Origin of the sequence: Pseudoalteromonas sp. KS88 (assembly GCF_004766475.1) — a bacterium.
GTDB lineage: Bacteria > Pseudomonadota > Gammaproteobacteria > Enterobacterales > Alteromonadaceae > Pseudoalteromonas.
The window spans coordinates 202,563-227,889 of sequence record NZ_PYHV01000018.1; the positions used below are offsets into that span (position 1 = coordinate 202,563).

At 40.4% G+C, this 25,327-nt stretch carries 25 protein-coding genes and 1 pseudogene; 17 read left to right on the forward strand and 9 right to left on the reverse strand.

Features of this window, described 5'->3' with window-relative positions; translation table 11 throughout:
* Positions 1 to 58: 58 nt before the first annotated feature.
* Positions 59 to 949, reverse strand: a complete 891-nt coding sequence (locus tag C7Y70_RS12075) for a LysR family transcriptional regulator (RefSeq protein WP_135475090.1) — start codon at positions 947 to 949, stop codon at positions 59 to 61.
* A 115-nt stretch (positions 950 to 1,064) separates the two neighbouring features.
* Here C7Y70_RS12075 and C7Y70_RS12080 point away from each other — a divergent pair, with 115 nt between their 5' ends.
* The 6 genes from C7Y70_RS12080 to C7Y70_RS12115 all read left to right on the forward strand — a co-directional run bounded on the left by C7Y70_RS12080 (position 1,065) and on the right by C7Y70_RS12115 (position 5,617).
* Complete coding sequence (locus C7Y70_RS12080; protein WP_135475091.1) at positions 1,065 to 1,484, forward strand: lactoylglutathione lyase; 420 nt, start codon at positions 1,065 to 1,067, stop codon at positions 1,482 to 1,484.
* A gap of 24 nt (positions 1,485 to 1,508) precedes the next feature.
* A complete protein-coding gene (locus C7Y70_RS12085) occupies positions 1,509 to 2,609 on the forward strand; it encodes an alkene reductase (protein WP_135475092.1) in 1,101 nt (366 codons plus the stop codon).
* A gap of 30 nt (positions 2,610 to 2,639) precedes the next feature.
* Entirely contained in the window at positions 2,640 to 3,179 is a 540-nt protein-coding gene (locus C7Y70_RS12090; protein ID WP_135475093.1) for a YbhB/YbcL family Raf kinase inhibitor-like protein, read from the forward strand.
* A 48-nt stretch (positions 3,180 to 3,227) separates the two neighbouring features.
* Positions 3,228 to 4,127, forward strand: coding sequence for a polysaccharide deacetylase family protein (locus C7Y70_RS12095; protein WP_348631089.1), 900 nt, complete (start codon positions 3,228 to 3,230; stop codon positions 4,125 to 4,127).
* 641 nt (positions 4,128 to 4,768) lie between these two features.
* Entirely contained in the window at positions 4,769 to 5,338 is a 570-nt protein-coding gene (locus C7Y70_RS12110) for a DUF2799 domain-containing protein (RefSeq protein WP_135475096.1), read from the forward strand.
* Between the two features lie 30 nt (positions 5,339 to 5,368).
* The gene (locus C7Y70_RS12115) at positions 5,369 to 5,617 is read left to right on the forward strand and encodes a hypothetical protein (protein WP_099295334.1); all 249 of its coding nucleotides are present in this window, start codon (positions 5,369 to 5,371) and stop codon (positions 5,615 to 5,617) included.
* A gap of 70 nt (positions 5,618 to 5,687) precedes the next feature.
* Here C7Y70_RS12115 and C7Y70_RS12120 read toward each other — a convergent pair whose 3' ends face one another.
* The 4 genes from C7Y70_RS12120 to C7Y70_RS12135 all read right to left on the reverse strand — a co-directional run bounded on the left by C7Y70_RS12120 (position 5,688) and on the right by C7Y70_RS12135 (position 8,671).
* Positions 5,688 to 6,524, reverse strand: coding sequence for a mechanosensitive ion channel family protein (locus tag C7Y70_RS12120; RefSeq protein WP_135475097.1), 837 nt, complete (start codon positions 6,522 to 6,524; stop codon positions 5,688 to 5,690).
* A gap of 115 nt (positions 6,525 to 6,639) precedes the next feature.
* Complete coding sequence (locus C7Y70_RS12125) at positions 6,640 to 7,371, reverse strand: MauE/DoxX family redox-associated membrane protein (RefSeq protein ID WP_135475098.1); 732 nt, start codon at positions 7,369 to 7,371, stop codon at positions 6,640 to 6,642.
* A 273-nt stretch (positions 7,372 to 7,644) separates the two neighbouring features.
* Complete coding sequence (locus tag C7Y70_RS12130; protein ID WP_135475099.1) at positions 7,645 to 8,238, reverse strand: glutathione S-transferase; 594 nt, start codon at positions 8,236 to 8,238, stop codon at positions 7,645 to 7,647.
* Positions 8,225 to 8,671 (reverse strand): VOC family protein, encoded by a 447-nt coding sequence (locus C7Y70_RS12135; RefSeq protein ID WP_135475100.1) that lies wholly within the window; start codon positions 8,669 to 8,671, stop codon positions 8,225 to 8,227. The genes C7Y70_RS12130 and C7Y70_RS12135 overlap by 14 nt, the downstream gene beginning before the upstream one ends.
* Before the next feature lie 171 nt (positions 8,672 to 8,842).
* Between C7Y70_RS12135 and C7Y70_RS20755 the strand changes: the two are divergent.
* Together C7Y70_RS20755 and C7Y70_RS12140 are read left to right on the forward strand one after the other, a co-directional pair.
* Positions 8,843 to 8,950 (forward strand): annotated as a pseudogene (locus C7Y70_RS20755) (LysR family transcriptional regulator); the annotation flags it as partial.
* 42 nt (positions 8,951 to 8,992) lie between these two features.
* On the forward strand, positions 8,993 to 9,688 hold the full coding sequence (locus C7Y70_RS12140; protein WP_280953832.1) for a LysR substrate-binding domain-containing protein: 696 nt from the start codon (positions 8,993 to 8,995) through the stop codon (positions 9,686 to 9,688).
* 92 nt (positions 9,689 to 9,780) lie between these two features.
* On the opposite strand, the gene gorA is transcribed toward C7Y70_RS12140, so the two are convergent.
* Positions 9,781 to 11,142: a glutathione-disulfide reductase gene (gorA, locus tag C7Y70_RS12145; RefSeq protein ID WP_135475101.1), complete on the reverse strand. Its 1,362-nt coding sequence runs from the start codon at positions 11,140 to 11,142 to the stop codon at positions 9,781 to 9,783.
* A gap of 132 nt (positions 11,143 to 11,274) precedes the next feature.
* Between gorA and prlC the strand changes: the two genes are divergently transcribed.
* The 3 genes from prlC (at position 11,275) to C7Y70_RS12160 (ending at position 15,451) form a co-directional block, all read left to right on the forward strand.
* Complete coding sequence (gene prlC / locus C7Y70_RS12150; protein WP_135475102.1) at positions 11,275 to 13,326, forward strand: oligopeptidase A; 2,052 nt, start codon at positions 11,275 to 11,277, stop codon at positions 13,324 to 13,326.
* A gap of 130 nt (positions 13,327 to 13,456) precedes the next feature.
* Positions 13,457 to 14,638 carry a response regulator gene (locus C7Y70_RS12155; protein WP_135475103.1) on the forward strand — a complete coding sequence of 394 codons (1,182 nt, stop codon included), beginning with the start codon at positions 13,457 to 13,459 and terminating at the stop codon, positions 14,636 to 14,638.
* A 57-nt stretch (positions 14,639 to 14,695) separates the two neighbouring features.
* Positions 14,696 to 15,451 carry a class I SAM-dependent methyltransferase gene (locus C7Y70_RS12160; protein WP_099295327.1) on the forward strand — a complete coding sequence of 252 codons (756 nt, stop codon included), beginning with the start codon at positions 14,696 to 14,698 and terminating at the stop codon, positions 15,449 to 15,451.
* A gap of 111 nt (positions 15,452 to 15,562) precedes the next feature.
* Here C7Y70_RS12160 and C7Y70_RS12165 read toward each other — a convergent pair whose 3' ends face one another.
* Positions 15,563 to 16,702, reverse strand: coding sequence for an AraC family transcriptional regulator (locus tag C7Y70_RS12165; protein ID WP_135475104.1), 1,140 nt, complete (start codon positions 16,700 to 16,702; stop codon positions 15,563 to 15,565).
* 229 nt (positions 16,703 to 16,931) lie between these two features.
* Between C7Y70_RS12165 and C7Y70_RS12170 the strand changes: the two genes are divergently transcribed.
* Entirely contained in the window at positions 16,932 to 17,621 is a 690-nt protein-coding gene (locus tag C7Y70_RS12170) for a hypothetical protein (RefSeq protein WP_135475105.1), read from the forward strand.
* Positions 17,622 to 18,072: 451 nt separating this feature from the next.
* Positions 18,073 to 19,998: a methyl-accepting chemotaxis protein gene (locus tag C7Y70_RS12175; RefSeq protein ID WP_135475106.1), complete on the forward strand. Its 1,926-nt coding sequence runs from the start codon at positions 18,073 to 18,075 to the stop codon at positions 19,996 to 19,998.
* Positions 19,999 to 20,076: 78 nt separating this feature from the next.
* Here C7Y70_RS12175 and yjgA read toward each other — a convergent pair whose 3' ends face one another.
* The gene (gene yjgA / locus C7Y70_RS12180) at positions 20,077 to 20,601 is read right to left on the reverse strand and encodes a ribosome biogenesis factor YjgA (RefSeq protein WP_058560936.1); all 525 of its coding nucleotides are present in this window, start codon (positions 20,599 to 20,601) and stop codon (positions 20,077 to 20,079) included.
* A gap of 134 nt (positions 20,602 to 20,735) precedes the next feature.
* On the opposite strand from yjgA, the gene pmbA reads away from it, so the two are divergent.
* Both pmbA and C7Y70_RS12190 read left to right on the forward strand, forming a co-directional pair.
* Positions 20,736 to 22,085 carry a metalloprotease PmbA gene (gene pmbA / locus C7Y70_RS12185; protein WP_135475107.1) on the forward strand — a complete coding sequence of 450 codons (1,350 nt, stop codon included), beginning with the start codon at positions 20,736 to 20,738 and terminating at the stop codon, positions 22,083 to 22,085.
* Positions 22,086 to 22,410: 325 nt separating this feature from the next.
* On the forward strand, positions 22,411 to 22,827 hold the full coding sequence (locus C7Y70_RS12190) for a VOC family protein (RefSeq protein ID WP_135475108.1): 417 nt from the start codon (positions 22,411 to 22,413) through the stop codon (positions 22,825 to 22,827).
* A 371-nt stretch (positions 22,828 to 23,198) separates the two neighbouring features.
* On the opposite strand, the gene C7Y70_RS12200 is transcribed toward C7Y70_RS12190, so the two are convergent.
* Complete coding sequence (locus C7Y70_RS12200) at positions 23,199 to 23,855, reverse strand: LiaF domain-containing protein (RefSeq protein ID WP_099295319.1); 657 nt, start codon at positions 23,853 to 23,855, stop codon at positions 23,199 to 23,201.
* A gap of 323 nt (positions 23,856 to 24,178) precedes the next feature.
* Here C7Y70_RS12200 and C7Y70_RS12205 point away from each other — a divergent pair, with 323 nt between their 5' ends.
* Together C7Y70_RS12205 and C7Y70_RS12210 are read left to right on the forward strand one after the other, a co-directional pair.
* A complete protein-coding gene (locus tag C7Y70_RS12205) occupies positions 24,179 to 24,748 on the forward strand; it encodes a BON domain-containing protein (protein WP_135475109.1) in 570 nt (189 codons plus the stop codon).
* A 65-nt stretch (positions 24,749 to 24,813) separates the two neighbouring features.
* Positions 24,814 to 24,972, forward strand: coding sequence for a YqaE/Pmp3 family membrane protein (locus tag C7Y70_RS12210; RefSeq protein ID WP_099295317.1), 159 nt, complete (start codon positions 24,814 to 24,816; stop codon positions 24,970 to 24,972).
* Positions 24,973 to 25,327 lie beyond the last annotated feature (355 nt).

The window sequence follows — 25,327 nt, forward strand, 5'->3', positions numbered from 1 at the left end:
ATAAATAAAACCTTGGAAGTGCAAACTCTCAAGGTTTTATTTTGTTGGCTGTTTATTGTTAAATTTGCTGCTGAAAAAAATCCATAAATGCGGCAACTTGTCGTGGCTGAAATTGCCTTGATGGGTAAAGAAACTGTAAGCCAACTTGCTGTTTATCTTTATTACTAAAACCGAGAATATAGTCATCAAGTAGCGTCACTAAATTACCCTTAGTCAGATCATCATTAATATCTACCATTGATTTTAGAGCAATACCTGCACCGTTAATTGCCCACTGTCTGATCACTGCACCATCACTGCTACTCATAGCTACAGGTACGCGAATTACCTCGTCTTTAAAATGCCAATCATGCATCGATTGACCAAGTCTCTCCATTACTAAGCAGCGATGATTTAATAAATCGCTTGGTTGTAAAGGTTGGCCATGTATTTTTAAATATTCAGCTGAAGCACATAACACACGTTTATTGGATTTGATCATTCGGCTAATCAAATTACTATCGGGTAAGTTTCCAAAGCGAATAGCAATATCAATGCCTTCTTCAACTAGATTAACTAAGCCATCGGTTAAATGTAGGTGTGGTTTTACTTGTGGATTCAGTGCTACAAATTTAGCTATTGCAGGGGCAACAAACTGTTTACCAAAGTCAGAGGGTGCGGTTACTTTGAGACTACCCGAAAGAGTGTTTTTACTAAGCTGAATACTTTGCTCTGCGGCATCAATTTCAGCAATCACTCTTAAACAGCCTTGAAAAAAGTGCTCTCCAGCCTCGGTTAATTTAATACTTCGAGTATTACGTATTAAGAGTCGGGTTTGATAGTGATTTTCAAGCTGGTTGATACGTGCCGTCATACTCGCAGGCGATAAACCAATTTTTCGCCCAGCTGCAGCAAGCCCGCCAGAGCGCACCACATGAACAAAAAGCTGCATATCATCAATCTTAGCCATCGTTCCTCACTCTTTATAATTCAGTATTAATGAATAGTGTTTTTGATATTAACTCAATTATCAAATTTAAGTAAATAGTTAAACTGGTTGTACTCATTATCAACAGAGAAAGTTTATGCGTTTAGATCATGTATTAATTTCTAGTTGTGATTACCAGGCGATGCGACAGTTCTTTATAAATTCAGTTGGGCTAGTTGAAGGGTATCGTCCGCCTTTCCCTTTCGAGGGGGCATGGTTATACGGCAGTGATAATGTTGCTTTGATTCATTTGGTTAATGCCACGGGTAATAAAGCGCAACAGGGTTACTTATCAGCATTAAACAGCAAAACCCAAGGCCGAGGAGTGGTAGATCACATTGCGATTCGTAGCATAGGTTATCAAGGATTGAAAAGTCGCTTAGCGCAAACAGGTATAAGCTACTTTGAGCGAACCGTGCCAGAGCTATTAGAGCAGCAAGTCTTTATACCTGGACCAGAAGAGATAAAGGTCGAAATGCTATTTAGTAGTGATGAAATTTTATTTAAATCCAGATAAACATTATTTATAAGAGAGTTAGTTATGTCTATTGAATCCTTATTTGAAGTTAAAACCCTCGGTGGCATGGTCACTCAAAATAGAATTGTGATGGCACCTATGACCCGTTCGCGAACTGCGCAACCGGGCGATATTCCTACTGAACTGATGGCCACTTATTATGCGCAGCGTGCTACTGCAGGACTGATTATTTCTGAAGCAACTCAAATTTCTGCTCAGGGCAAAGGTTACTCATTTACGCCAGGTATTTACACGCAAGAACAAATCGAAGGTTGGAAGCAAGTAACACAAGCTGTGCATAAAGAAGGCGGTAAAATATTTTTACAACTTTGGCACGTTGGTAGAATGTCGCACTCTTCATTTCATCATGATGGAACGCCAGTTGCCCCATCTGCACTAGCCCCAGATGCACAAGTTTGGGTGGTAGGCGATGATGGAGAAGGACGGATGCTTGACTGCCCAACCCCTCGAGCACTAAGTGTTAAAGAAATTAAAGAAATAGTAAATGATTATAAGCAAGCGGCAATTAACGCGATTGAGGCTGGTTTCGATGGCGTTGAAATACATGGAGGTAACGGGTATTTAATTGATCAGTTTTTAAGACGTTCAGCGAATAAGCGCACAGATGAATATGGCGGTAGCCAAGAAAACCGTATTCGTTTTGCCTGTGAAATTATTGGCGCAATTAGTAATGCCATTGGAGCTCATAAAGTGGGTATTAGATTAGCGCCTTTTATCACTCAGCGTGGTATGGGTGATAGTGAAGCAATTGACACTATTTTATTGGCAGCAAAGCAATTTGAGCAAATTGGTATTGCGTATATTCATCTTGCCGAAGCGGACTGGGACGATGCGCCCAGTGTAACACCTGAGTTTAGAACCGCACTTCGTCAGTATTTTAGTGGCGCGATTATTGTTGCCGGTAATTATACCGAGCATTCAGGTGCGCAGCTTATTGAACAAGGTCTTGCCGATTACATTGCATTCGGTCGTCGTTTTATTGCCAACCCAGACTTACCGTATCGTATTCAAGAGCAACTGCCACTAAACACGATTACCGATGGGAGTACATTGTTTGGCGGTACAGCCAAAGGTTATACCGATTATCCAGCGTATCAAAAGTAACTTTTTTAACTGAAAATATAAGGGCTAAAAATGGTTAATTTTTCAAACTCAGTCGTTACTTTACTGATCAGCGGGCTGTTTAGTAGTGCCAGTTTTGCGGCTGAATTTAGTTTATCGAGCCCTGATTTACAGCCAGAGCAGGCAATAAAGAGTGAGCAATATTGGAATAGCTTTGGTTGTCAGGGGAGTAATGTTAGGCCACAACTTAAATGGCAAAATGCGCCTAAGAAAGCCAAAAGCTTTGCCGTGACAGTGTATGACAATGACGCACCAACTGGCAGTGGTTTTTGGCACTGGGTAGTACATGATATTCCTCTTACTAGTAACTCACTATCTTCAACGACTTTGCCCAAAGGAGCCATTGAAGGTAATACAGATATGGGGAAGCCCGGATACCTTGGGCCATGTCCACCAGAAGGACGCAAGCATAGCTACAACTATAAAGTGTATGCATTGGATGTAGAAAAATTAGCTGTTCCACAAGGGGCAACAAGTGCACTTACAGGATTTTTCTTACACCAGCATTCTTTGCAAACAGCCGAGATCACAGTAACGGCAGGACCGCGTTAATTAGTTAAGGAGATAAAAATGAAGGCTTTACCTTTACTCACTCTTTTAATGGCACTGTGCAGCAGTAAGTTGTTAAATGCGGCCCCATTATCTGATAAATCAGGTTATTGGCCCGATGATGCACAACTAGTGATTTCTATTTCAATGCAATTTGAAGCAACAGCACAAGATAGCTCTGATGCAGGGCCTTTTCCTCAAATAGAGCAGGGTTATCACGATACGATTTCGCCTACTTGGTATCAGTATGGGATGAATGAAGGGATCCCGCGATTACTTGATCTATGGGATAAACATAATATTAAAGTTACTTCTCATATGGTGGGCAGGGCTGTGGAATTAAATCCAGCACTTGCTAAAGAAGTGGTTTCACGAGGGCATGAAGCATCAGGTCACGGCCAAACATGGACACCACAATATTCGATGAGTGTTGAACAAGAGCGCGCTTCATATATTAAAAGTGCAGATATTATCGAAAAAGTGACAGGAATGCGGCCAGTTGGCTTCAATGCATTTTGGATGAGACACTCAGAAAATACACTTACGCTTTTGCAAGAGCTGGGGTTTATTTATCATATTGATGATCTATCGCGTGATGAGCCTTCTTTTACACCAGTAAATAATAAGCCTTTTGTGGTTGTACCTTATACTTTTCGTAATAACGACATTGTGCGCTATTCAGGAAGCACAGCTATGACGGCCCAAGCCTACTTACAAGAGTTAAAAGATGAGTTTGACGTGTTATACACTGAAGGAAAACACAGAAGACGAATGATGTCGATAAGTGCTCATGACCGTATTGCAGGAACGCCTGCACGAGTAAAAGCGCTTGATGATTTTATCCAGTATGCAAAACAGCATACTGGTGTTAAGTTCATGCGAAAAGATAATATAGCCCGTTGGATAATGAAACAAAATAATGTGCCTACTAATCCAGCACGTACATTTTAATAGAGGAGCCTGATATGTGGTCATTCATTAAACGTTATAAATATGTGGTTGTTTGTTTGTTTGTTTTTGAGTCTATTGTGCGCTATTAGTTTCTATTTACAAGGTGGTCACATTGATGAGAATGGCATGTTAGTGGAAGCGTTTTTCTTAATACCATTATCTTGGCTTTTTCTTGTACTTTCTGTAATTGTATTTTTAATCATGAAGTTACAAGGAAGAAAGTGATAATTAAAAGGTAAAACATCTAGGGCGTGTTGACCTTTCGTGATTAATTTTGCAGCAGTATGTTTGGTATTTAGGCAAGGCAGCGCCTATGCAGTGTGGTTGTTCCCCATAAATAGGCGATAACGCAGTATAAATGCCAAACATGCGCTGCCCAAAGGGTTCTTCCTAGGGGCGATTGACTCTTTGTTACCTACATGGATGTAGGTAAGGGGCGCTAGCAGGACGCGGTAGCTTTGCTCGGTTTTTACTTAGCCCGCTAGGTTACAAACCTCGCGCCGCGATTAAATCGCCCCTAGATTGAACAAATTTCAATCCACAAAGGTCAACACGCCCTAGTTACACTTATATTGTTCACTTTATTTAAAAAGTGCTACAAAGTAGGTACTTGAATAACCCCTGATACTTTAGGAAGTGAAATGTCTCATCGTTTTTTATGTTTGTTGCTTTTGATATTGTTATCAGGGTGTACTTCTTTATCTCAACAAGAGTGCGCAGAAGCTAATTGGCAGCAGTTAGGTTATAGCCATGGCCAACAAGGCTATACATATGAGCGAGGCAAAGAAATCATATCCACTTGTCGTGAATTTGGTATTACCGCGCAGTTAAATGAGTATCAGGCAAGTTACCAGCAAGGCCTTGCTGTGTATTGTGAACCTGAAAATGGCTTTACTCTGGGTATCCGTGGCGAATCATATAATGGTGTGTGTAATAACACACAGTTTAGAAAAGCGTGGCAAGAGGGTAATGATCGTTATCAGCTTGAGGAAAGAAAAGCTGAAATAGAGCAACGACTTAATGAAATAGATTGGCGGCTTAATACCATTAGGGATGAATTAAGTGCCGAAACGGTTGGCAGTAATAAACGTAAAGACCTGCACCGGGAACGAGAAATGTTAGATGATGAGCGTGATGATTTAATAAGAGAAAGATCACTATTACCATTACTTAACAAGCTTCCCTCATTCCATGTTGAATATGAACTATAATTTACTAGAAATTACCTTATTGGAGTTGTTATGAAATTTTTATCTGTGTTAACTGTGTTTTTACTCCTAGCAGGGTGTGCATCACAAGAGGTAAAAGACGGCTATGAAAACGGGGTTTATGCAGAGCATGAGTGCCTAGGTGGTGAAGTAGAAACAGACTACAACTATACCATTTTTAGCACCGACAAAGATGAGGCAAACAAAAGTACTGTACAAACACATTGTCAGCCAGTAAAAACTGAAACTGAGTTTGAGCGAGATCTCCGAACCGGGGGCTAGCATCAAAAGCTTAGCTCACTTTGTTTTAATCAAGTTAGCTAAGCCATACCCATAAAGTGACCTATTTTTGCTATATGGAAGAATTACTGCTTTGTTGTTTCGCAGCCTCACTGTACCAAAGCTGCATAAAGTACTCGGTTAATTTATGCTCTATTTCTAGTGCTTTTTCCGTTGGGCAAAATAGTGTAAAACTCGCCTTAAATTCACCTAATTCTGTGGTGCTAAAGTGTATTTCTGGTTCCGGGCCTGAAATTTTAGCGTCTAGCTTTCGCTCAATGATTGAGTTGTAACGCCCTGCCACATCTTCAAATTCCTCACAGTACTCCTTTGCTTTGTGAGTTAAAGTAGAGTAAATAGGGTACGGGTTAAAGCTTTCCTTACGCACAATATTAAAGTGATGTGTAGTAAAGCGCTTTACAAAATTCAAATTTTTAATCGGGCTAGTGATCAGCTTATTGTTCGGAATAAAAATGGTCTTACGCGAAAACTGATAGGTGTGCATGTCAATTTCATGCATAGTGGTTTTGATCCAATCGGTTTCAGCAATTTCACCATAATACTCACCAACCTGCACCCAATCGCCAACCCGAAAAGGGCGAGTCGTCACTAAGTAAAAAAAGCCAATTACGCACTGAATAAACTCTCTTGTTGCCAGCACAATGGCAACGGCAAATGCGGCAATTGATAGCGCAAAATTTTGAATTTCTGTTGACCACACGAACAATAATAGCAACACCATTACTAAGTTTATAAAGTGTTTAATATTATGCGAGATATAGCGAATATCTTTCTCTTTCTTTTCGGCTCTGTGGCGCGCTAGCTTTGCAACAATAATCTTGAGGCTATACGCGATGGCAATTATTACCAATGAAGCGAAAACAGGGTGGAGCAGCAAATCTGTATTCATAAATTCCTAATTGATGGGACGTTAATAAGTATATCACTTGGCTATACTAGCTAAGTTTTGATGTTTCCACCACGAAGAAAATATTAACCTATGAGTGTGCGGTTTCTATGTTCTATCAACTAAGTAGCACCCAGAAACCAGCAGCTATCATGAATATGTTTTCGGTGAGTGAAATAAATCCCAGAGGTACATTACTATCACCACCAACACACGCGCACTTGAGTTCTCGCTTGTCTATATACACGGCTTTAAATACAGATACCGCACCTATCAGACCAATAAATAACGCAAAGGGTGCAACTACATAAGCGGGCAATTCAGTTACCATGCCAACTGCCACATAAGCTTCTATAAACGGATAAACATAAGCATAAGGCACAACCCGCATGGCGAGTAAATCATAGGTAATAAATGAGTTTGAAAAGCGATATAAATCTTGCAGCTTTTGAATGGCTAAAACTGCCATCGATAGTGCAATAAACAGCATTAAGTTTTGCATCGACAATAAAGTATCGCCACTGGCATAGCTCAATCCACAGCTAAGTAACAGAGTGACTGCAAATATAGCTAATACTGGGGTGTAACTTGTGCCTTGTTGCCCAGCTTTGGGCAGATTGAAAAAGTCGCGCAACTCATCGTAGCCACCAATACGTTTATCATCAATAAAGGTCTGCGGGGTGGTTTTTACATCGTACTGCTGTTTGAATGCATCGGTTTGTGTGCGGTTAGTCAGGTGGCGATCATCAACATCGTAGCCATTACGCGCTAACAAATCTTTTGATTTTAAACCGAACGGGCAAATATGCTCATCGGTAACCATGCGATATAAAATTGCAGACTTAGACACAGTGCCTCCTTGTAAAATGTAAAGCCGACTACGTAATCATTACCGAATTACGCAGTAAACATAAACAAAATGTGCATGTTGTTCAGTGCTTCTAAGTGAATACAAGGTTTGTGCCAGCTAATAATTATGATTTGCTCATGCTTAAAACAGCATCGATGACTGATCTTACCCTGCTAAATAACTATGGGTTTAAAAAACCTTGCAACAGAGCTGCAAGGTTTCGTGGTTATCTTAATATAGCGACTGTTTAGGTCTGCATAAAATACGGCAATGTTAGTTACCAGGCATAGGGATATAGCCTGGTAGCTGCTCAATTCTCTTCATCCACGCTTTAATATGCGGGTATTTATCTACTTCAATATCTCCTTCATGGGCGATGGATATATAAGGATAAATTGCACAGTCGGCGATAGTCGGGCGATTCGCTGCTAACCAATGGTTATTCATAAGGTGAGCATCGATTAATGTAAGTATTTTATTTGATTGCAGCACGCATTGAGTATGATCATAATCAGCTGCAAACTTTTTAATTAACCTAGCTTTATTCGGCCCATGTTGTATTTCATTAGCCGCGACAGACAACCATTGCATAACGTCTGCTTGTAAATGTGCTTCACTAGGCCACCATGCTTCACCACCATATTTATTGGCTAGATAGACTAATATCGCTTGCCCATCTCTTAACACTATATTGCCATCTTCAAGTATTGGGATTTCTCCCCAAGGGTTTAATTTCATTAATTTACTTTGCTTATGCTCGCCTTGCATAAAGTTAACAGGAATAATATTTAATGGTGTATGGATCAGTGAGGCAAATAACCTTACTTTGTAACAGTTGCCTGATAACTCTAAATCATATAATTTCATTTTTTGTCTCCTCTGATAATAATTGATTGAACTCAAGAACGTTCCCATCAGGATCACGGATAAATAAAGCGATTCTTCTCGGGCCGAGTTTTTTTGGTCCCTCAGTGATTGTGATCCCTTCTTTAGATAGCCAAGCTTGAAATTCATTGATGTTATTAATAATGAATGCAGGATGCGTGATCCCAGGTTTTTTTATCGGCTCATCAAGGAGTGTGTTCTTTTGCCCTGTTATTTTTGCACCATTAAAAATAAGATTTATGCGAATACCGCCCGCTGTAACCATCTCATTCGCTTCGCCTTCTGCAATGCGATAGGTTTCTTTGAATCCAAGACGTTCATAAAAGTGGACTGATTTTTGTCTATTGCTGACTCGAATACCAACATGATCATAGGCAAGAGCAGCTTGAGGGTTCACAGGAGATAAAGTGTGCATAGAGTATGTTTCCTATCTTTATTTGATAGCTGCACTATGACATTTTGTTATTTAAAAGATAATACGGTAAATTTGATAAGGATATTTTCAATCAATGAGATAATCAATGGACAAGTTACAAGCAATGTCTATGTTAATTAAGGTTGTGGAAGTTGGTAGTTTTCTGCGGCAAGTAAAGCGCTAAATGTTCCTTTGCCAACCCTAAGTCGAAAAATATCGGAACTTGAGAACCAGCTCGGTGTGCGCCTGTTGCATAGAACAACGAGAAAGCTATCGTTAACGGACTTTGGGGCAAATTATATTCGTGCTTGCAAAGCAATTATCGAGCAAGTTGAAGAAGCCGAACAAGGGGTAAAAGGCGAATATTCAGAGCCTAAAGGGGAGTTGGTCATCACCGCACCAGTGATGTTTGGAAGATTATATGTATTGCCAATTGTTACTGAGTTTTTGTCCTTATATTCAAACATAAATGTGCAGTTAATTTTGTCGGATGGAAATATTAATTTGTTTGATAATGATGTTGATATGGCTGTTAGAATTGGTACGTTACCAGATAGCTCAATGATAGCCACTCAAGTAGGCGAAATTCGGGTGGTAACCTGTGCAAGCCCATCGATTTTAGCTGCCCACAAAACGTTAAAAACACCAGCAGACTTAATTCACTACCCGTGTATATCACTAAATACAGCAATGACAACTCCACCTTGGAGTTACCTTGTTCCGGATTCTAAAATTGCTTTTAATGTAAATATATCATCGCGATTAACGATTACGGATAGTAAATCAGCTGTTACAGCTGCTATAAATTCAGTAGGGGTGACCCAGCAACTACATTACCAAGTTAAAGATGCGCTAGAGCAAGGTGCGCTTGAGGTCATATTAGCTGAATTTGAACCCGCGAAAGTTCCTGTGCATTTACTGCATAAATCTCGAAAATATATGCCACAAAAAATGAAAAGCTTTCTAGATTTCGCATCACCAAGATTAAAAAATAAAATTGATGACTTAGCTTTGTAGGTATTGATAGTAAGTAAAGTCACCAGCCAAAACGAAAAAAACCTTGCAGCGTTAACTGCAAGGTTTATCTTTTTGAGCCTTGAGCGCTTTAACTAGCGCATAGTAACAAACTCTTCAGACCCAGTAGGGTGCAGGGCAACCGTTGAATCAAAATCAGCTTTGGTTGCGCCCATCTTCATAGCAACGGCAAAGCCTTGAATCATTTCATCAACGGTAAAGCCAATACCGTGTAGACCAACCACTTTTTCATCAGGGCCTGCGCAAACTAGCATCATATTACAGGCTTGGCGATGCTGGGTAACGGCGGTGTACATCGCGGCAAAGCTCGACTTATACACTTTTACGTTTTCTGCGCCGTATTGCGAAATGGCTTCTTGTTCAGTTACACCTATAGTGCCAATTGGCGGGTGGCTAAATACCACGGTAGGAACTAGGTTATAATCCATCTTCAAATCATCAGGGAGTTCTTTGTTAAATAAACGCTCTGATAAAGTGCGGCCTGCCTTGATTGCAACGGGTGTCAGCTCTATACCGTTTTCGATAATATCACCTACCGCATATACGTTCTCTGCTGTGGTGTTTTGGTATTCATCAACCTTTACATAGCCACTTTCGTTCACTTCAACACCCGCTGCGGCAAGGTTAATTTTATCGGTTGTTGGCGTGCGGCCAATAGCCCAAATAACTTCGTCAACGTTTTGGCTGTAGCCATTCTCAAAGTGGATAGTTAAGCTACCATCGCTTTCTTTAACAACTTCTTTTGGTGAACATTCGGTATGCAGCGTAGGGCCTTCTTTAGCCATAATATCAACAAGTGTGTCGATGATATATGGGTCGAATGAACGCAGTGGTTTGTTTTTACGCACGAATAAATGAGTTTCTGTGCCAAGGCTGTGTAATACACCTGCAATCTCAACGGCAATATAACCGGCGCCAACAACAGCAACGCGTTTAGGCTGCTCATTGAGCTCAAAAAAGCCGTTAGAGTCAATACCGTGCTCTGCACCCGGTATATTAGGAATAGTAGGGCGACCACCTACTGCAACAAGAATATGATCAGCGGTGTAAAGCTCGCCGTTTACTTCAACTGTTTTATTATCTACAAATTTAGCGAAACCGTTAATAACGGTTACACCATTACTTGCAAGGTACTTATTATAACCTTGGTGAATACGACCAATATAGGCTTCGCGACTTTCAACTAGTTTAGCCCAGTTGAAGCTTTTTAGTTCTACATCAAAGCCGTAATCTGGGGCATATGCATTAATCGCTTCGGCAATTTGTGCACCGTGCCACATTACTTTTTTAGGCACGCAACCCACGTTTACACAGGTACCACCCATGTGTTGTGCTTCAATTAGTGCGACCTTTGCGCCACGCATAGCTGCGCGGTTAGCCGAGCCAATTCCGCCGCTACCGCCACCAATTGCAATGTAATCAAAATGCTGAGCCATTTTTAGTCCTCAAGTTTATATAAAACGTATTTAATCCGATAATAACACATGGAAGACCCGTTAAAAGCCCCTTGTATTTCAAGCGTTGTGCCCCAACTTAAAAATCATATTCGAAACGATTTGAGAGCTAAAATGAGCGATTTACAAAATAACCCACTAGTAGGCCTTGAAGGCTTGCCACCGTTTTCAAAAATTAAGCCTGAACATGTTGTTCCTGCACTCAAAGCCGGTATTGATGAATGTCGCTCAAAGATAGATGAAGTGTTGGCGAAGAAGTCGTTCACTTGGCAGGACCTCGTTTTACCACTTGAAGAAGTAGACGATAAACTTTCACGCATGTTTTCTCCTGTTTCACACATGAACTCAGTGGTGAATTCAGATGAGCTACGTGAAGCGTATGAACAATGCTTACCTATTATCTCAGAGTATTCAACGTTTGTTGGTCAGCATCAGGGTTTATACGATGCTTATAATACGCTGTATAACAGCGATGAATTTAAAACCTTGAGCACCGCTCAGCAAAAATCAATTACTAATGCATTGCGTGATTTTGAACTTTCGGGCATTGCCCTTGAGCCCGCGCAACAAAAACGCTATGGCGAAATTAGCGCGCGTTTATCTGAACTTGCAGCTAAGTTTGGTAATAACGTGATGGATGCAACGCTTGCGTGGCAAAAGCATATAACAGATGAAACACAGCTTGCAGGTTTACCCGAGTCAGCATTAGCACTGGCAGCTGATACCGCAAAAAGCAAAGATTTAGATGGTTGGTTATTCACGTTAGATTTTCCATCGTATTTACCAGTAATGACTTACGCAGATAGCCGCGAATTACGTGAAGAAACGTACACTGCATTTGTTACTCGCGCATCAGACAAAGGGCCCAATGCGGGTGAATTTGATAATTCAGCAATTATGAGTGAAGAACTTGCGCTGCGCCATGAACTTGCTCAATTACTGGGTTTTGAAAGTTATGCCGAAAAATCATTGGCGACTAAAATGGCTGAAACACCAGAGCAAGTTTTTTCATTTTTAGAAGACTTAGCTGCAAAATCAAAACCACAAGCAGAGCAAGAGTTAGCAGAGTTACAAGCCTACGCTAAAGAGAAACACGGTATTGATGAGCTTGCTGCATGGGACTATGGTTACTACGGTGAGAAGCTAAAGCAAGAAAAGTACGCGATATCAGATGAAGTATTGCGCCCTTACTTTCCAGCAAATAAAGTCTTGAGTGGCTTATTTGAAACTGTAAACCGCCTATTTGGTATTACGGTAAAAGAAGTCGCTGATGTAGATACTTATCACAAAGATGTGCGCTTTTTTGAAATTTACGACAGCAGCAATACTCTACGTGGGCGTTTTTACCTGGATTTATACGCACGCGATCATAAGCGTGGTGGCGCGTGGATGGATGATTGCATGGGTCGAAAGGTGCGTGCTAATGGTGAGTTGCAAACACCTGTTGCTTACTTAGTATGTAACTTTAATAAAGCGGTTGGCGATAAACCTGCATTATTCACTCACAACGAAGTGACTACTTTATTTCATGAGTTTGGCCATGGTATCCACCATATGCTTACTCAAGTTGAAGCGGCGCCAGTTGCGGGTATTAACGGCGTTGCTTGGGATGCTGTGGAGCTACCGAGTCAATTTTTAGAAAACTGGTGCTATGAAGAAGAGGCACTTAACTTTATTTCAGGCCATTATGAAACAGGCGAACCATTGCCTAAAGAGCTGCTTGATAAACTGTTAGCCGCTAAAAATTACAATTCAGGCATGCAAATGCTGCGTCAAATTGAATTCTCATTGTTCGACTTTAGAATCCACAATGATTATAAAGCGGGTGAAGAGTGCCAAATTCAAGCGCGCTTAGACGAAGTGCGTAGCCATACCTCAGTTGTTAAACCGCCAGAATTTAACCGCTTCCAACATGGTTTTAGTCATATCTTTGCTGGTGGCTATAGCGCTGGTTACTACTCGTATAAATGGGCTGAAGTACTCTCAGCTGATGCCTTCTCACGGTTTGAAGAAGAAGGTATTTTTAATGCTACAACAGGACAGTTATTCCTAGAGAATATTTTGGAAAAAGGAGGCAGCGAAGAGCCAATGGAATTATTTAAAGCGTTCCGTGGTCGCGAGCCAAATGTCGATGCACTTTTACGTCATAGTGGTATTGCCTCGTAAGCACAATAAAATATTAAAAAGCGCCGAACTGGCGCTTTTTTTGTTTTAAAGCAGAAAAAACAAATAAATTATCGCAAAATCAGTGCTCCGTACTATGCTTTTTAAGTGAGTGACAATAATGGAGCAAGGTATGTCAAAACTGGTTTTAGCAATTGATGATGATAAATACGTACACCGTGTTATAGAAGAGTCTTTAGCGGGGTTTTGTAAAATCATACATGCTAAAAATGGTGAGGAAGGACTTAGACAAGCAAAAAAGTATAATCCCGATATTATATTACTTGATGTGGAAATGCCTGGTAAAACAGGTTACGAAGTTTGTAGAGAGCTCAAATCACTCGAACAAACAAAAGACACACCAATTATGTTTTTGTCTGGCAGAAGCGCACTGCCAGAGCGCGTAAAAGGCTACAACTCTGGGGCAGCTGATTATATTGTTAAGCCATTCAATGCAGAAGAACTCATTGCGCGGATCCGTGTGTTGTATGAGTATCGACAGCACTCTATTAAATTAAAAAGTGATATTGAACGGGCGCAAATTACTGCTGAAATTGCGATGACCGATTCAGGTGATATGGGTCGCATAATGCGTTACGTCGGTCAGACTTATCACGCCCATGATGTAGATACTCTATCGAACTACTTTTTTGATTTTTTTAAACCGTTAAATTTAGATGTGGTTGCGGCATTTTGGTATGAAGAAGTGGGGGTATTTCATAGCGCTGAAGGTGCGGTGTGTCCACTTGAGCAAGAGCTATTAGAAAAGCATCGCCATGCTAATCGTTTTGTAGATTTTAGCAGCCGCACGATTGTTAACTACCCCAAAGTGTCGATTTTGATTAAAAACATGCCGCTGGATGATGTTGCTTTATATGGCCGGTTCAAAGATTTATTTCCTCATATTTTAGAGGTTACTAACGCTAAAATCCAAGATATGGAAGTCAATGAAAAAGCTTTATCCCAAGCGCATACAATTGGCAATGCCTTTAGTGAGCTTTCATCGCAAATGTACAAAAATAGCGATGCGCGCGATATGGCAACGGCAAAGTTTGCAACACAATTAGATGAACTACGTGAAACCATTGAGCAACACCCAGCATTGGCAGATAATCAAACACTACATTCACAAATAGAGCAGCTAGTAAAAACACAGCTGGCTTTCGGCGTACTTAACGAAGACCTTACATATATTAAGTATCAACTAAATCACATTATTGAATCACGTAATGAGTTAATTTTAAGCTTAAGCAAAATAGCAGAGCCTGAGCACACCGATGACATTACCTCACAAACAGATATTGAGCTATTTTAGTGCTATAGATAGTGGCAGTTGATATACTTCGCATGCTATTCATGGTCGGAGTTTATTTTGGTTATACAGTGTTCTTTTAAAGAAATGCGCACATATCTTAACGAGTTAGAGCAGCGCTTTGGACTGGAAAGTTGGGCCGCCCAACAAACTGGGTTTGCGTTGCGTTATGACGAGAAAGGGTTGAGCTTATATAAAACTGATGAACCAAAGCTTGGGGCTATATCCGTCGATTTTGTTACTGGGGCGGCCGCTCATCGACGTAAATTTGGGGGTGGTAAAGGGCAATCAATCGCAAAGGCGGTGGGCTTAAACAAAGGGGCAACCCCTGTCGTTTTAGATGCTACTGCAGGTTTAGGTCGAGATGGATTTGTTTTAGCCTCTTTGGGTTGTAAAGTGATTTTGCACGAACGCCATCCTGTTGTGGCTGCGTTACTCTATGATGGTTTGCAGCGAGCTTATGATGACATTGAAATAGGTCCTTGGATGCAGCAAAGCATGAGCTTGGTATTTGGTTCAAGCCATACTTTACTTGCACAATGTGAGAGCGTTCCAGATGTTGTGTATCTTGACCCTATGTTTCCTCATCGTGAAAAATCAGCGCTAGTAAAAAAAGAGATGCGTGTATTTCAAGATCTTGTAGGGGCCGATACCGATGCGGATAACTTATTAGATTTTGCTTACCCTCTAGCGAGTAAACGGGTTGTGGTAAAACGCCCTGATTATGCGCCATTTCTAAATGACAAAGCACCCAGTATGCAAATCAAAACCAAGAAGAATCGCTTTGATGTTTATGTTAAAGCGGCCATGGTCTAATCGTTTTATAGAATTAATGTGGCTTATTCGTTCATTGTCGCTGAAACCATACTTTGACATAGATTGAGCGGTGAAAATAAGTCACTGTAACGAGACACTACACTGAGAGAATCATACTTTCTGCGCTTTTCTGTACTGACTTGGCGTTAAGTCATTAAATTTTTTGAACGCTTTGTAAAAAGAAGAGCGCGAGTTAAACCCGGTCGCCATCGCGATATCAAGTACCGATTGATTGGTATTTGTAAGCATGTGGTTGGCACTCTCTATTCTTGCATCATTGATAAAATCAAAAAATGTTGTACCCAAATGCTGTGATAATGTTTGTGATATATATTGCGAGGGCTCTTTTGCTATTGCAGAGAGTTTTGCCAGCGTTAACTCAGGATCAAGGTGTGCCTTATCATCATTTATAGCACGGGTTAGTTTTTCTGAAATCACTGATAAGTTATGGTTAGTTAATGCTGAGCGTTCGTATGCTTTTGTTGGTTGCTGCTGGCTTTCAACGTCTGTTGGTGGTGGGTTGTCTTCAAAGCCTGGGCGTTGTTGTAACCCATTTGCACACATTACCCAGACAATGGTAACAAGCACTACCAATGCGCCGTTCTCAGACACGCCGATAAACTGTAACCGATTATCAAGCAGCAATACTGCTAGCGCATATACCCAGGAAAAGGCGATAAGTAAGGAAACACCACTAAACCAGCTTAGGCTCTTCCCTTGATCATTTGAAAATACATTCTTCAACTTATTTCTGTATTTGACCGTTCGCTTTAGCATCATGACAACGTAGCACCAGCTGAGCACGCACCAAAATATCACCGTGGCAAAAAATGCACCGGAAAGTAGATGAATATAAGTGTCGTCATGGCTCTGCTCTGAGAAAAACATGGCGTTAAAGGATGGTTTTGGTAAAAGAAAAAGAGCCCCACCCAGAGCGCCTGCGAATAGCAGCGGGAAAAGATGCTTCCACATAGCTGGCGTCCACTGCCATTGATGCTCTGCTATCAATGCTTCGTGATAAAACCACAGACTGGGCAATAATAAGAAGAACAACAAAGGCAACACACTGATGTACAGCTGAGTAAGCCAAGGCAAAAAAGCAAAAATAATAGGGCCAGTAGAAAGCAGCCCTAAACATAACAGTATCAGCATCAACGGTTTTTTTGATGGTGAAGGCGTTTGCATCGGCATTAATATCAGCGTAAAACTTGCGACCGCCATTGCCATTGTTGATAAGAAAATTTCAGTCATTCAATCAATTCCTATTTTTTATTGCTCAACGTCGCCGTATTTTGTCTTCGCCACATTGCGCGAATACTCAACTCACTTCATCACTAATTGTTGTAATGCATTCGGACAGTATTATAAGCGCGTTAGCAGCAAAAAATGTCCGAGTTATGTAGGAAAGACGATTGAAGACACTATACTCGTTAGTATGGACGCATTAATTACACAGTTTAATATTAAGGAACCGTTTTTCATGAATCACAACATAAGTGATCAAAATACCTCGAACCATATACACATGCGGTGGGGCGCGAGCGCTTTTTTTGCCATGCCGATGTGCTACATCGTTATGTTTTTAATCTATGGCGTTGCGCTTTCAATTCCTCAAACTGCGTCTGTAAGTGATAAAATTGCGTATATTGAATCACAACAATCCTTATTTAGTCTCGCGAATATTTTTGGTTATCTAGTATTCGGAGGTTTCTTATTTATTGCAGTACAGGCAACGCATGCACGTCTCAACGTATTATCATCTCATCTTCTAAACGCCGCAAGCGCATTTGGCTTTATTTGGGTCGTGTTTATGTTCGGCTCAGGTATGGTTGCACTCGTTGGTATGAACACGATGGTTGCGTTGTTTGCCAAAGGGAGCTCACATGCGGATACCTTGTTTTATATTTATACCACAGTGGTTAATGGTTTAGGCGGGGGAATTGAGTTGGTCGGTGGTATATGGGTATTGCTTATTAGTATTCATGGCCTAAAAACAGCACAATTAGCAAAAGGGTTACATTTATTAGGGCTTGTTGTTGGAGCTTTCGGTGTGCTTACGCTGTTTCAGTCAGTGCCAGAGTTGAAAGATGCATTCGGCTTAAGCCAGATAGTATGGTTTGTCTGGATGGGGTGTGCCTTATTAAAAAGCAGTGCTGAGAGAACGCAGTGAAGCGATTCCCAGGTTAAAGTGTGCTACCGACTGTTGCGTTGCAGCAACAGTACAGCAAAAATAACCTTTATATTATGGAAAGACTATAAAAATGGCTGCTCTAATACTCTGTAAATTCAACGCAGTTAGCGTTGAAAGTAGCCGCTGGAGATAGATTTATTATCCAGAGTTCAGGTTACTTAAACTCACTAACGATAGCTATTTACCAATGACAGCCTTAAGTTGGTAAGTCCAAACACATACATGTACAAACGTGATGCCAGAGTATAGTTTCATTTTATGTCGCTGTGTGACTTTACATTGTTCGTAAGCTATTTGTTAATTGCAAACTAAGTTTATCATGCTTTTAGTTTAGCTATTTTTGTCATGTGAGAATTTCATGTTAGGTTTTCATTAAACTGTCATAAATAATTAATAATCTACGTGCGTGATTAACCCAAAGGGGAAACTTATGCGCGTATCTTCATTTACCCGCCTCTTAGCCGTGTTACTTGCCTCTGCAAGTATACTTTTATCGGCTACATTATTTTGGGCTAGCCAAACCCTGATAAAGCTTGAACAACAAGATCAATCTTATAGCCAATTAAAGAATAAAATTCTGCTCGATCTGGAAGGGGTAATTGAAGACTATCTGGCTAAAGGCGATAGTGTGTACCTTACAAAAGCGTCTGAGCTGATCAGTGATGTTCAAGAGAATGATCTTAACGTATTACCCAGCCACTTAGAGAAACAGCTAGCAGCTTTGCTTACTCAGCTTGACCAAGATATTAATGGTAAATACCGGGCATTAGGCAAATTATCGGGCAATGAGACGGCTCTTTTAGATAACGCTTTGCGCCAAATGGCAGGTTCAGCTTCTTCATTGATTAATTATGCCAATAAAGCAAATCAAGCGGGGACTCATAGCGAGGAATATTATGTGCTTGCTAGTGACTACTATAGCGAAGTTGCATCGCTTTCATTATTTACTTATCAATTAATTATTAGCTTTGATCAAGACACTAAAGATAGCTTGCTTCAAAGCGTAGCCAATTTAAATCGCATAGCACAGCAGATTAATAACCTAGATAACTTGGGTGTGATGAGTGAGGTTGATGAAGATGAGCTGTTTTTTGGTGTAGAAGCTGAAGATTTAGCAGAGGAAATAAAAGCAGAAATAAGCAGCTGGCCAAACAGATACCCGCGAGATTTATCAAGTACATTAGAGCAAACTGAGCAGCGCCAAGCTGGCATTGAGTCATTACGTGAACAAACTGCTTTGCTTTCAGAGACGGTTATTAACGCCGAGAAACAATTAAAAGTTGAACAGGCTACATTAAAAAAACATATATTTTTGGTTTGTTCAATCGCTATAAGCATGCTGGTGATTTTAGCAATCGGCGTTTATATTGTTCAGCGCAAACAGATTCTTGCGCCATTAAGGCAGTTGCGTGATGGTTTTGCATTTTTAATTGAGTCAAACGAGCTTAAAAATATTGAGAGTAAAAACTCAGAAACTGAAGTGGGTGAAATCGCTACTTACTTTAACCAATTAATTGAGCGCCAGCGACTAGAAGCACAAGAGCGAGCGCAAATGCTTAAGGTCATTAATGATTTTATGCAGGAGATGAGTGATAACCTAAATACAATTAGTCAGCAAACCCATGGTAGCCATCAACAAGTAGAGCAAAATCAAGCATTGCTGCATGACATACAGCACATTGGTGAGCAAGTTAACGACATTAATAGTCAAGTTGCTGATAACGCTAAGCAAACCTTTTCAGCGATGGAGCAAAGCTTGGGGTTTGCACAAAGCATGTTAGGCGCGAGCTCAAATACGCAAACGCGTGTTGAAGGCGGTCTTAAGAGCTTACAAGAGTTACTTAGTGGTGTGCAGGATGTTGGCCAAGTGATAGAAGTGATACGTACAATTGCAGAGCAGACTAATCTACTGGCTTTGAATGCGGCGATTGAGTCTGCACGAGCCGGAGAACATGGGCGGGGGTTTGCGGTTGTGGCAGATGAGGTGCGTAAATTGGCACGTCAAACTCAAGGTTCGTTGAGCGATATTAACGAACAACTTAATTTACTCAGTGAAAACTCCGGTATGGTGTCTACTCAAATTTCAGCATTGGCGGATGATGCACAATCACAAACAAACAACGCACAAGAACTTAAACGTAACTCTGAAGGTGTGGCTAATAATGCTCAAGATGCCAACAAGGTTGCGTTTGAGGCAATGGAGCTTGCAAAGCAGCAAAATAGGTTGCTCGAAAACTTTAGTCAGTCTATGCAAGACATGAAGGGACAGGTGAGTGAATCAAGTCACTTGGTTGAAGAAATACATGATCGATTACAGCAACAAATGAAAAATATTAAAGATAATTTAGGTTTGTAATAGATAATTGAAGTAGGCCTATACAGTATGTTTAAGCCTACTCGCGATGATAAGTAATATAAACGTGTTTGGCGCTGATTACATCATGCTATCTTTTAGGTATTGAAATAACTCTTTATAGCCACGTGCTGGTTTTTCAGCTTTGACTTCTTTCGCTGCATTGCGCACTAACTGGCGCATTTTTTGGCGTTCAAGTGATGGGTATTCTTCAATCGTTTGATTGATTAAATCATCACCTTGCTCGATCAAATCGCTGCGTAATTGCTCGATTTTTTTGATCATGACTTCCGCTTGGTTATTTTTGTTCAGCATAATGTCGATGATTGCTTTTATTTCATCGATGTTTTCAACTGTACGTAACGTTTTTGCGATGTAATTTAAGTGGCGGCGATATGCATCACTCTTGTTACTAATTTTGTCTGCCACCACCATGGCCGCTTTTAAATCGTCATTAAGAGGCAAGCGCTCGCGCTGTTTTTTCCCCATTTTGGCAATATCAGAGCCTAGTTGATGAAACTCTTGCGCATCTCGCTTAAGCTCACTTTTGGATACGTAAATAATTTCTTCTTCAATTTCAGCAGGGTTGCCTTTTTTCTTCGCCATGAGGTGCTCATATAATGTCGTTAACTGACTTCATTATACGCGATTCTTTTAATGATTAATATTAGCTGATGCAATGCACTGGGTGTGTTAGCATTTAACTATATTGTAAGTGATACACGCTCAGGACCAATAACATGAAAAGCCAACAGCAAGATCCTATTTATACTCAAATTTCTCAAGTAAAAGATGCCGTAGCAGAAGTGTTAGAGCACGCAAAAAAACTCGGTGCTACCGGTGCTGAAGCGGCTATGTCTAGTACGTCAGGGTTATCTGTAAGTACGCGCATGGGTGAAGTTGAAACGATCGAATTTAACCAAGATGGCGGTTTAGGAATTAGTGTGTATGTGGGTAATCATAAAGGGTCTGCTTCAACGGCTGATTTAAACCCTAAAACGTTACGGACTGTTGTTGAAAAAGCCATAGATATTGCAAAGTTTACGTCAGATGATCCACACAATGGTGTGGCAGATAAAGCGCTATTAGAGTTTGCACCGTTAGATCTTGATTTATATCACCCGTGGGACGTTAGCCCGGAGCAGGGCATTGAGCTTTGCCATAGTGCGGAGCAAGCTGCGCTCAATGCCGATGAGCGCATTGTTAATTCAGACGGTGCAAGTTTTTCGTCTCACCAAGGATTGCGGGTTTATGGCAATAGCCATGGCTTAATAGCAGGCTACCCACGCACGCGCCACAGCATAAGCACCATGGTTATTGGTAAAGATGGTGAGCAAATGCAACGCGATTCAGCTTATACGGTTTCTCGAGAGCAAAACGGTTTAAAAGATGCCGCCGCTGTTGGACTTGAAGCCGCAAGCGAAACATTAGCTAAATTAAACAGCCAAAAGTTAGGTACCATGAAGGTGCCTGTGATTTTCAGAGCTGACATTGCTAATTCTTTATTTGGCCACTTGGTGTCAGCCATTGGTGGCGGTGCTTTATACCGCAAATCAAGCTTTTTAATGGATAGCCTTGGCACACAAGTATTTAGTGATTGTGTAAATATCTCAGAGCGCCCACATCTGTTAAAAGGCTTAGCGTCTACGCCTTTTGACAGCGAAGGTGTAAAAACCATTGACCGTGAAATTATTCAGGGTGGTGAATTACAAACTTATTTATTAGCCAGCTATGCAGCTCGCAAGATGAACATGACACCGACAGGGCATGCTGGTGGCATTCATAACTGGCTAGTTGAAAAAACTCACCAGGATTTAACTGAGTTACTCAAAACGATGGGCACAGGCTTATTGGTCACTGAATTAATGGGTCAAGGTGTTAACACAGTCACAGGTGATTACTCTCGCGGTGCCGCTGGTTTTTGGGTTGAAAATGGTGAAATACAATACCCTGTTAGCGAAATTACCATTGCCGGAAAATTGCAGGATATGTTTAAAGCAATTGTAGGTTTAGGTGGTGATATAGAACGCCGTGGCGGGATTCAAACAGGTTCAGTACTGATAGAAGAAATGCAAGTAGCGGGAAGCTGATTGAAGCTTATAAGTGATTAATTCACACAGAGGTTAAGAGGCGTTGCGCTTAAGAGGTTAAAGGTATTAGGTAAGTGACAATAATCAAGGTGCAATTAACCTGTGCCTTTTTTCTTCTCATTTACCCTCACTGTCTGCTCTTTGCGCAAAATATTTTAGTTATTTATCCTAGGTGTTAGGGAAGTGACTAGGTACTAGAGCCCTAAAATCTAGTGCCTCTATTCTGATATCTTTTACTTATAAAATTTATTGTAAAAAACACTTTACCTCAACTTAGCTTTAGGTTTTAAGCTGGCTTTAACTACTTAAATAAAGGAGCTATATTATGTATTTAGAGCATGTGAATTTAGTTGTTGATGACGTTGAGGCAATGCTGCACTTTTACCAAGCGGCGTTTCCGCATTGGTATATTAGGAGTAAAGGACAAGGCACTTGGCATGGTAAACCACGACAATGGTTACACTTTGGTGATGATTATCATTATTTAGCTTTGAGTGACAATGGTGAACATAAGAACCGAGATTTAACTGGTCATCAAGTAGGGTTGGCGCATTTTGCTTACGTTACCAATAATATTGCCGCTGTAATTGCGCGTTTAGAGCAGGCAGGTTATAGCATAGACAAGCCTGGCGCAGAAAACCCATATCGTAAAAACGTATACTTTATTGATCCAGCCGGATTTGAAGTGGAGTTTGTTGAGTACATTAGTGATATACCAGCGCAACGAAATAATGATAAATGAGCTAATAGTAGGTATTATGTTTAACTAGGGCGTGTTGACCTTTGTGGATTGAAATTTGTTCAATCTAGGGGCGATTTAATCGCGGCGCGAGGTTTGTAACCTAGCGGGCTAAGTAAAAACCGAGCAAAGCTACCGCGTCCTGCTAGCGCCCCTTACCTACATCCATGTAGGTAACAAAGAGTCAATCGCCCCTAGGAAGAACCCTTTGGGCAGCGCATGTTTGGCATTTATACTGCGTTATCGCCTATTTATGGGGAACAACCACACTGCATAGGCGCTGCCTTGCCTAAATACCAAACATACTGCTGAAAAATTAATCACGAAAGGTCAACACGCCCTAACACCTACTTATTATTTGAGTGTTTAGAGACTTAATATTTATTCATATCATTCCAGCTTGCTTTTAAGCTATTAGCAAAGGATACAAATTTTTCTTTAATTGTGCGTTTAACTTTTATTTCTACTGAGCCAAGAATGACTTTACCTTCAATGGTAATTGTTGGGCCATGTAGTTTATTAAGAGATACTGATTTGTTTTCTACGCTGCCTACAACACTAAACATTTTTGATACTACATTCACGTGCTCCGGTACGTAAATTTCGTCACTCCCTAATAGACAGTTAACATGCAATGTAATGTGTTGATGTTGAAATATGGCATCCGTGAAGTCCAATTCTATAGATCCTAATAAATTGGTTAAGTGAATCTCTTTAGGAACCACCCACTGACCACTGCGTTCATTTGAACCCATAATGCTCTTCAGGTGCAGTTTATCATTCTGACTTTGGTTACTATAGTTTGGCGTAAACTGTGCGCGTTTTTCACTTTGATACTGTGTATCTGTTGTTAACTCAAGATCGCTTACTAATTCTATCAAAACAGCGTTATCTGTTGCTTCCATTGCTTGATCTAGACGACGCTCAAAGGCTTCTGCAGAGATAACTCCGTGGCTATAGTTATAGATTAATTGGTCAATAACTTGTTCACGCACTTGCTCAATAGGACGATCTTCAACTTTAACTGGCATGGTAGTTCCCTTCTTACACGTTCAAATAGGTAATTAACTATATTAAGCAAAGCTTAGGCCAAAAAATAAGGTTAATAAAATCATAATCTTATATTTTTAGATGTGTTTTCTATTTGGTAATATTAACGACAGATTAATGAAAATTGCGACTAAATGGTTAAATCTACACAGGTCAGAACAAATTACCGAGCTGCATGTAATTTATTACCATGTATAAAAACAAGGTAAATACGTTTTAGCTTAAGCTGCTGATTTATATAACTTAAAAAGTTGGCTTGATGTTCGCATTAACTAAACTGTCTTTAATCAAAAGGAGAAAGATTATGAAAACATTTAACAAATCTATGATTGCAGCGTTAGTTCTTGGTACTACAGCAATGGGTGCACAAGCAAGCAGCTGGGAAAATGAAAGTAAAGATGCTTGGATTGATGGTAAGGCAGAAACGGTTTTATTAATGAATACAAACCTTAACAACTTTGACATCAACACAGACGTGAAAAACGGCAAAGTTATTTTAACAGGTAAAGTAGACAGCGACCTAGATAAGGAGCTTGCTGAAGAGCTTGTGCTGAGCCTTGATGGTGTTAGCGATGTCGACAACGAACTATCTGTTGTGAAAAATCCAGATATGCATAGAAAAGATATGAAGTCTGATATGAATGACACAGAAAGTGATTTAACAGATGCCAAGATAAGCACTGTAATTACTACGCGTTATTTATTTAACTCAGAAGTAGGCGGCACAGATATTGACGTTGATACAGATAACGGCGTTGTAACCTTAAAGGGTACTGTTGAGTCTGAAGCTGAAAAGCAACTTGCAATCAATATTGCAAAAAATGCTGAAGACGTTCATAACGTAGTTGATGAGCTAAAAATTATCGCTGAATAATTTTTTAGCAAGCGAATGCCCAGCTGTGCTGGGCTTTCTAATGCAGTTTTCAAGGAGTGATAATAATGGACATAATTCGCATTATTTTATCGGTGCTGATACCACCACTTGGCGTATTTCTTCAAGTTGGATTGGGTGCGCATTTTTGGATTAATATTTTGTTAACATTACTAGGTTATATTCCTGGCTTAATTCATGCGATATACATTATTGCAAGACGCTAAATATAACGTCAGTTAATTTACTTTATCAAGGAGGAATAATGGAACAAACACAAGGAATAACTCGAACGAATAACACTGAAGCCCCTACAATGTTATGGTCGTTAAAACAGTGGAAGCAATTGATGGACAGTTCGCAAGAATCGAATTAATCACGATGGATGTGAGCAAGGATTGAAATTACTCACGATGGATGTGAGCAAGGATTGAGATTACTCACGATGGATGTGAGCAAGGATTGAGATTACTCACGATGGCTGAGATAACTGGGAGAGTTTAGACATGGTGGAGGATATAAAGGTGTGAGAACACGCAATATGTTGGATATAAATGTTATGATATCTGCGTGTTGTTGGAG

What these genes read in the sequence shown, in the direction of transcription:
- C7Y70_RS12200 (WP_099295319.1), bottom strand. Translation starts at nt 23,855, where the DNA reads ATGCCAGTTAAAGTTGAAGATCGTCCTATTGAGCAAGTGCGTGAACAA.
- C7Y70_RS12095 (WP_348631089.1), top strand. Translation starts at nt 3,228, where the DNA reads ATGGCACTGTGCAGCAGTAAGTTGTTAAATGCGGCCCCATTATCTGAT.
- C7Y70_RS12075 (WP_135475090.1), bottom strand. Translation starts at nt 949, where the DNA reads ATGGCTAAGATTGATGATATGCAGCTTTTTGTTCATGTGGTGCGCTCT.
- C7Y70_RS12120 (WP_135475097.1), bottom strand. Translation starts at nt 6,524, where the DNA reads ATGAATACAGATTTGCTGCTCCACCCTGTTTTCGCTTCATTGGTAATA.
- C7Y70_RS12210 (WP_099295317.1), top strand. Translation starts at nt 24,814, where the DNA reads ATGGACATAATTCGCATTATTTTATCGGTGCTGATACCACCACTTGGC.
- C7Y70_RS12205 (WP_135475109.1), top strand. Translation starts at nt 24,179, where the DNA reads ATGAAAACATTTAACAAATCTATGATTGCAGCGTTAGTTCTTGGTACT.
- C7Y70_RS12155 (WP_135475103.1), top strand. Translation starts at nt 13,457, where the DNA reads ATGTCAAAACTGGTTTTAGCAATTGATGATGATAAATACGTACACCGT.
- C7Y70_RS12080 (WP_135475091.1), top strand. Translation starts at nt 1,065, where the DNA reads ATGCGTTTAGATCATGTATTAATTTCTAGTTGTGATTACCAGGCGATG.
- C7Y70_RS12135 (WP_135475100.1), bottom strand. Translation starts at nt 8,671, where the DNA reads ATGCACACTTTATCTCCTGTGAACCCTCAAGCTGCTCTTGCCTATGAT.
- gorA (WP_135475101.1), bottom strand. Translation starts at nt 11,142, where the DNA reads ATGGCTCAGCATTTTGATTACATTGCAATTGGTGGCGGTAGCGGCGGA.
- prlC (WP_135475102.1), top strand. Translation starts at nt 11,275, where the DNA reads ATGAGCGATTTACAAAATAACCCACTAGTAGGCCTTGAAGGCTTGCCA.
- C7Y70_RS12110 (WP_135475096.1), top strand. Translation starts at nt 4,769, where the DNA reads ATGTCTCATCGTTTTTTATGTTTGTTGCTTTTGATATTGTTATCAGGG.
- C7Y70_RS12130 (WP_135475099.1), bottom strand. Translation starts at nt 8,238, where the DNA reads ATGAAATTATATGATTTAGAGTTATCAGGCAACTGTTACAAAGTAAGG.
- C7Y70_RS12090 (WP_135475093.1), top strand. Translation starts at nt 2,640, where the DNA reads ATGGTTAATTTTTCAAACTCAGTCGTTACTTTACTGATCAGCGGGCTG.
- pmbA (WP_135475107.1), top strand. Translation starts at nt 20,736, where the DNA reads ATGAAAAGCCAACAGCAAGATCCTATTTATACTCAAATTTCTCAAGTA.
- C7Y70_RS12115 (WP_099295334.1), top strand. Translation starts at nt 5,369, where the DNA reads ATGAAATTTTTATCTGTGTTAACTGTGTTTTTACTCCTAGCAGGGTGT.
- C7Y70_RS12190 (WP_135475108.1), top strand. Translation starts at nt 22,411, where the DNA reads ATGTATTTAGAGCATGTGAATTTAGTTGTTGATGACGTTGAGGCAATG.
- yjgA (WP_058560936.1), bottom strand. Translation starts at nt 20,601, where the DNA reads ATGGCGAAGAAAAAAGGCAACCCTGCTGAAATTGAAGAAGAAATTATT.
- C7Y70_RS12170 (WP_135475105.1), top strand. Translation starts at nt 16,932, where the DNA reads ATGAATCACAACATAAGTGATCAAAATACCTCGAACCATATACACATG.
- C7Y70_RS12165 (WP_135475104.1), bottom strand. Translation starts at nt 16,702, where the DNA reads ATGACTGAAATTTTCTTATCAACAATGGCAATGGCGGTCGCAAGTTTT.
- C7Y70_RS12175 (WP_135475106.1), top strand. Translation starts at nt 18,073, where the DNA reads ATGCGCGTATCTTCATTTACCCGCCTCTTAGCCGTGTTACTTGCCTCT.
- C7Y70_RS12085 (WP_135475092.1), top strand. Translation starts at nt 1,509, where the DNA reads ATGTCTATTGAATCCTTATTTGAAGTTAAAACCCTCGGTGGCATGGTC.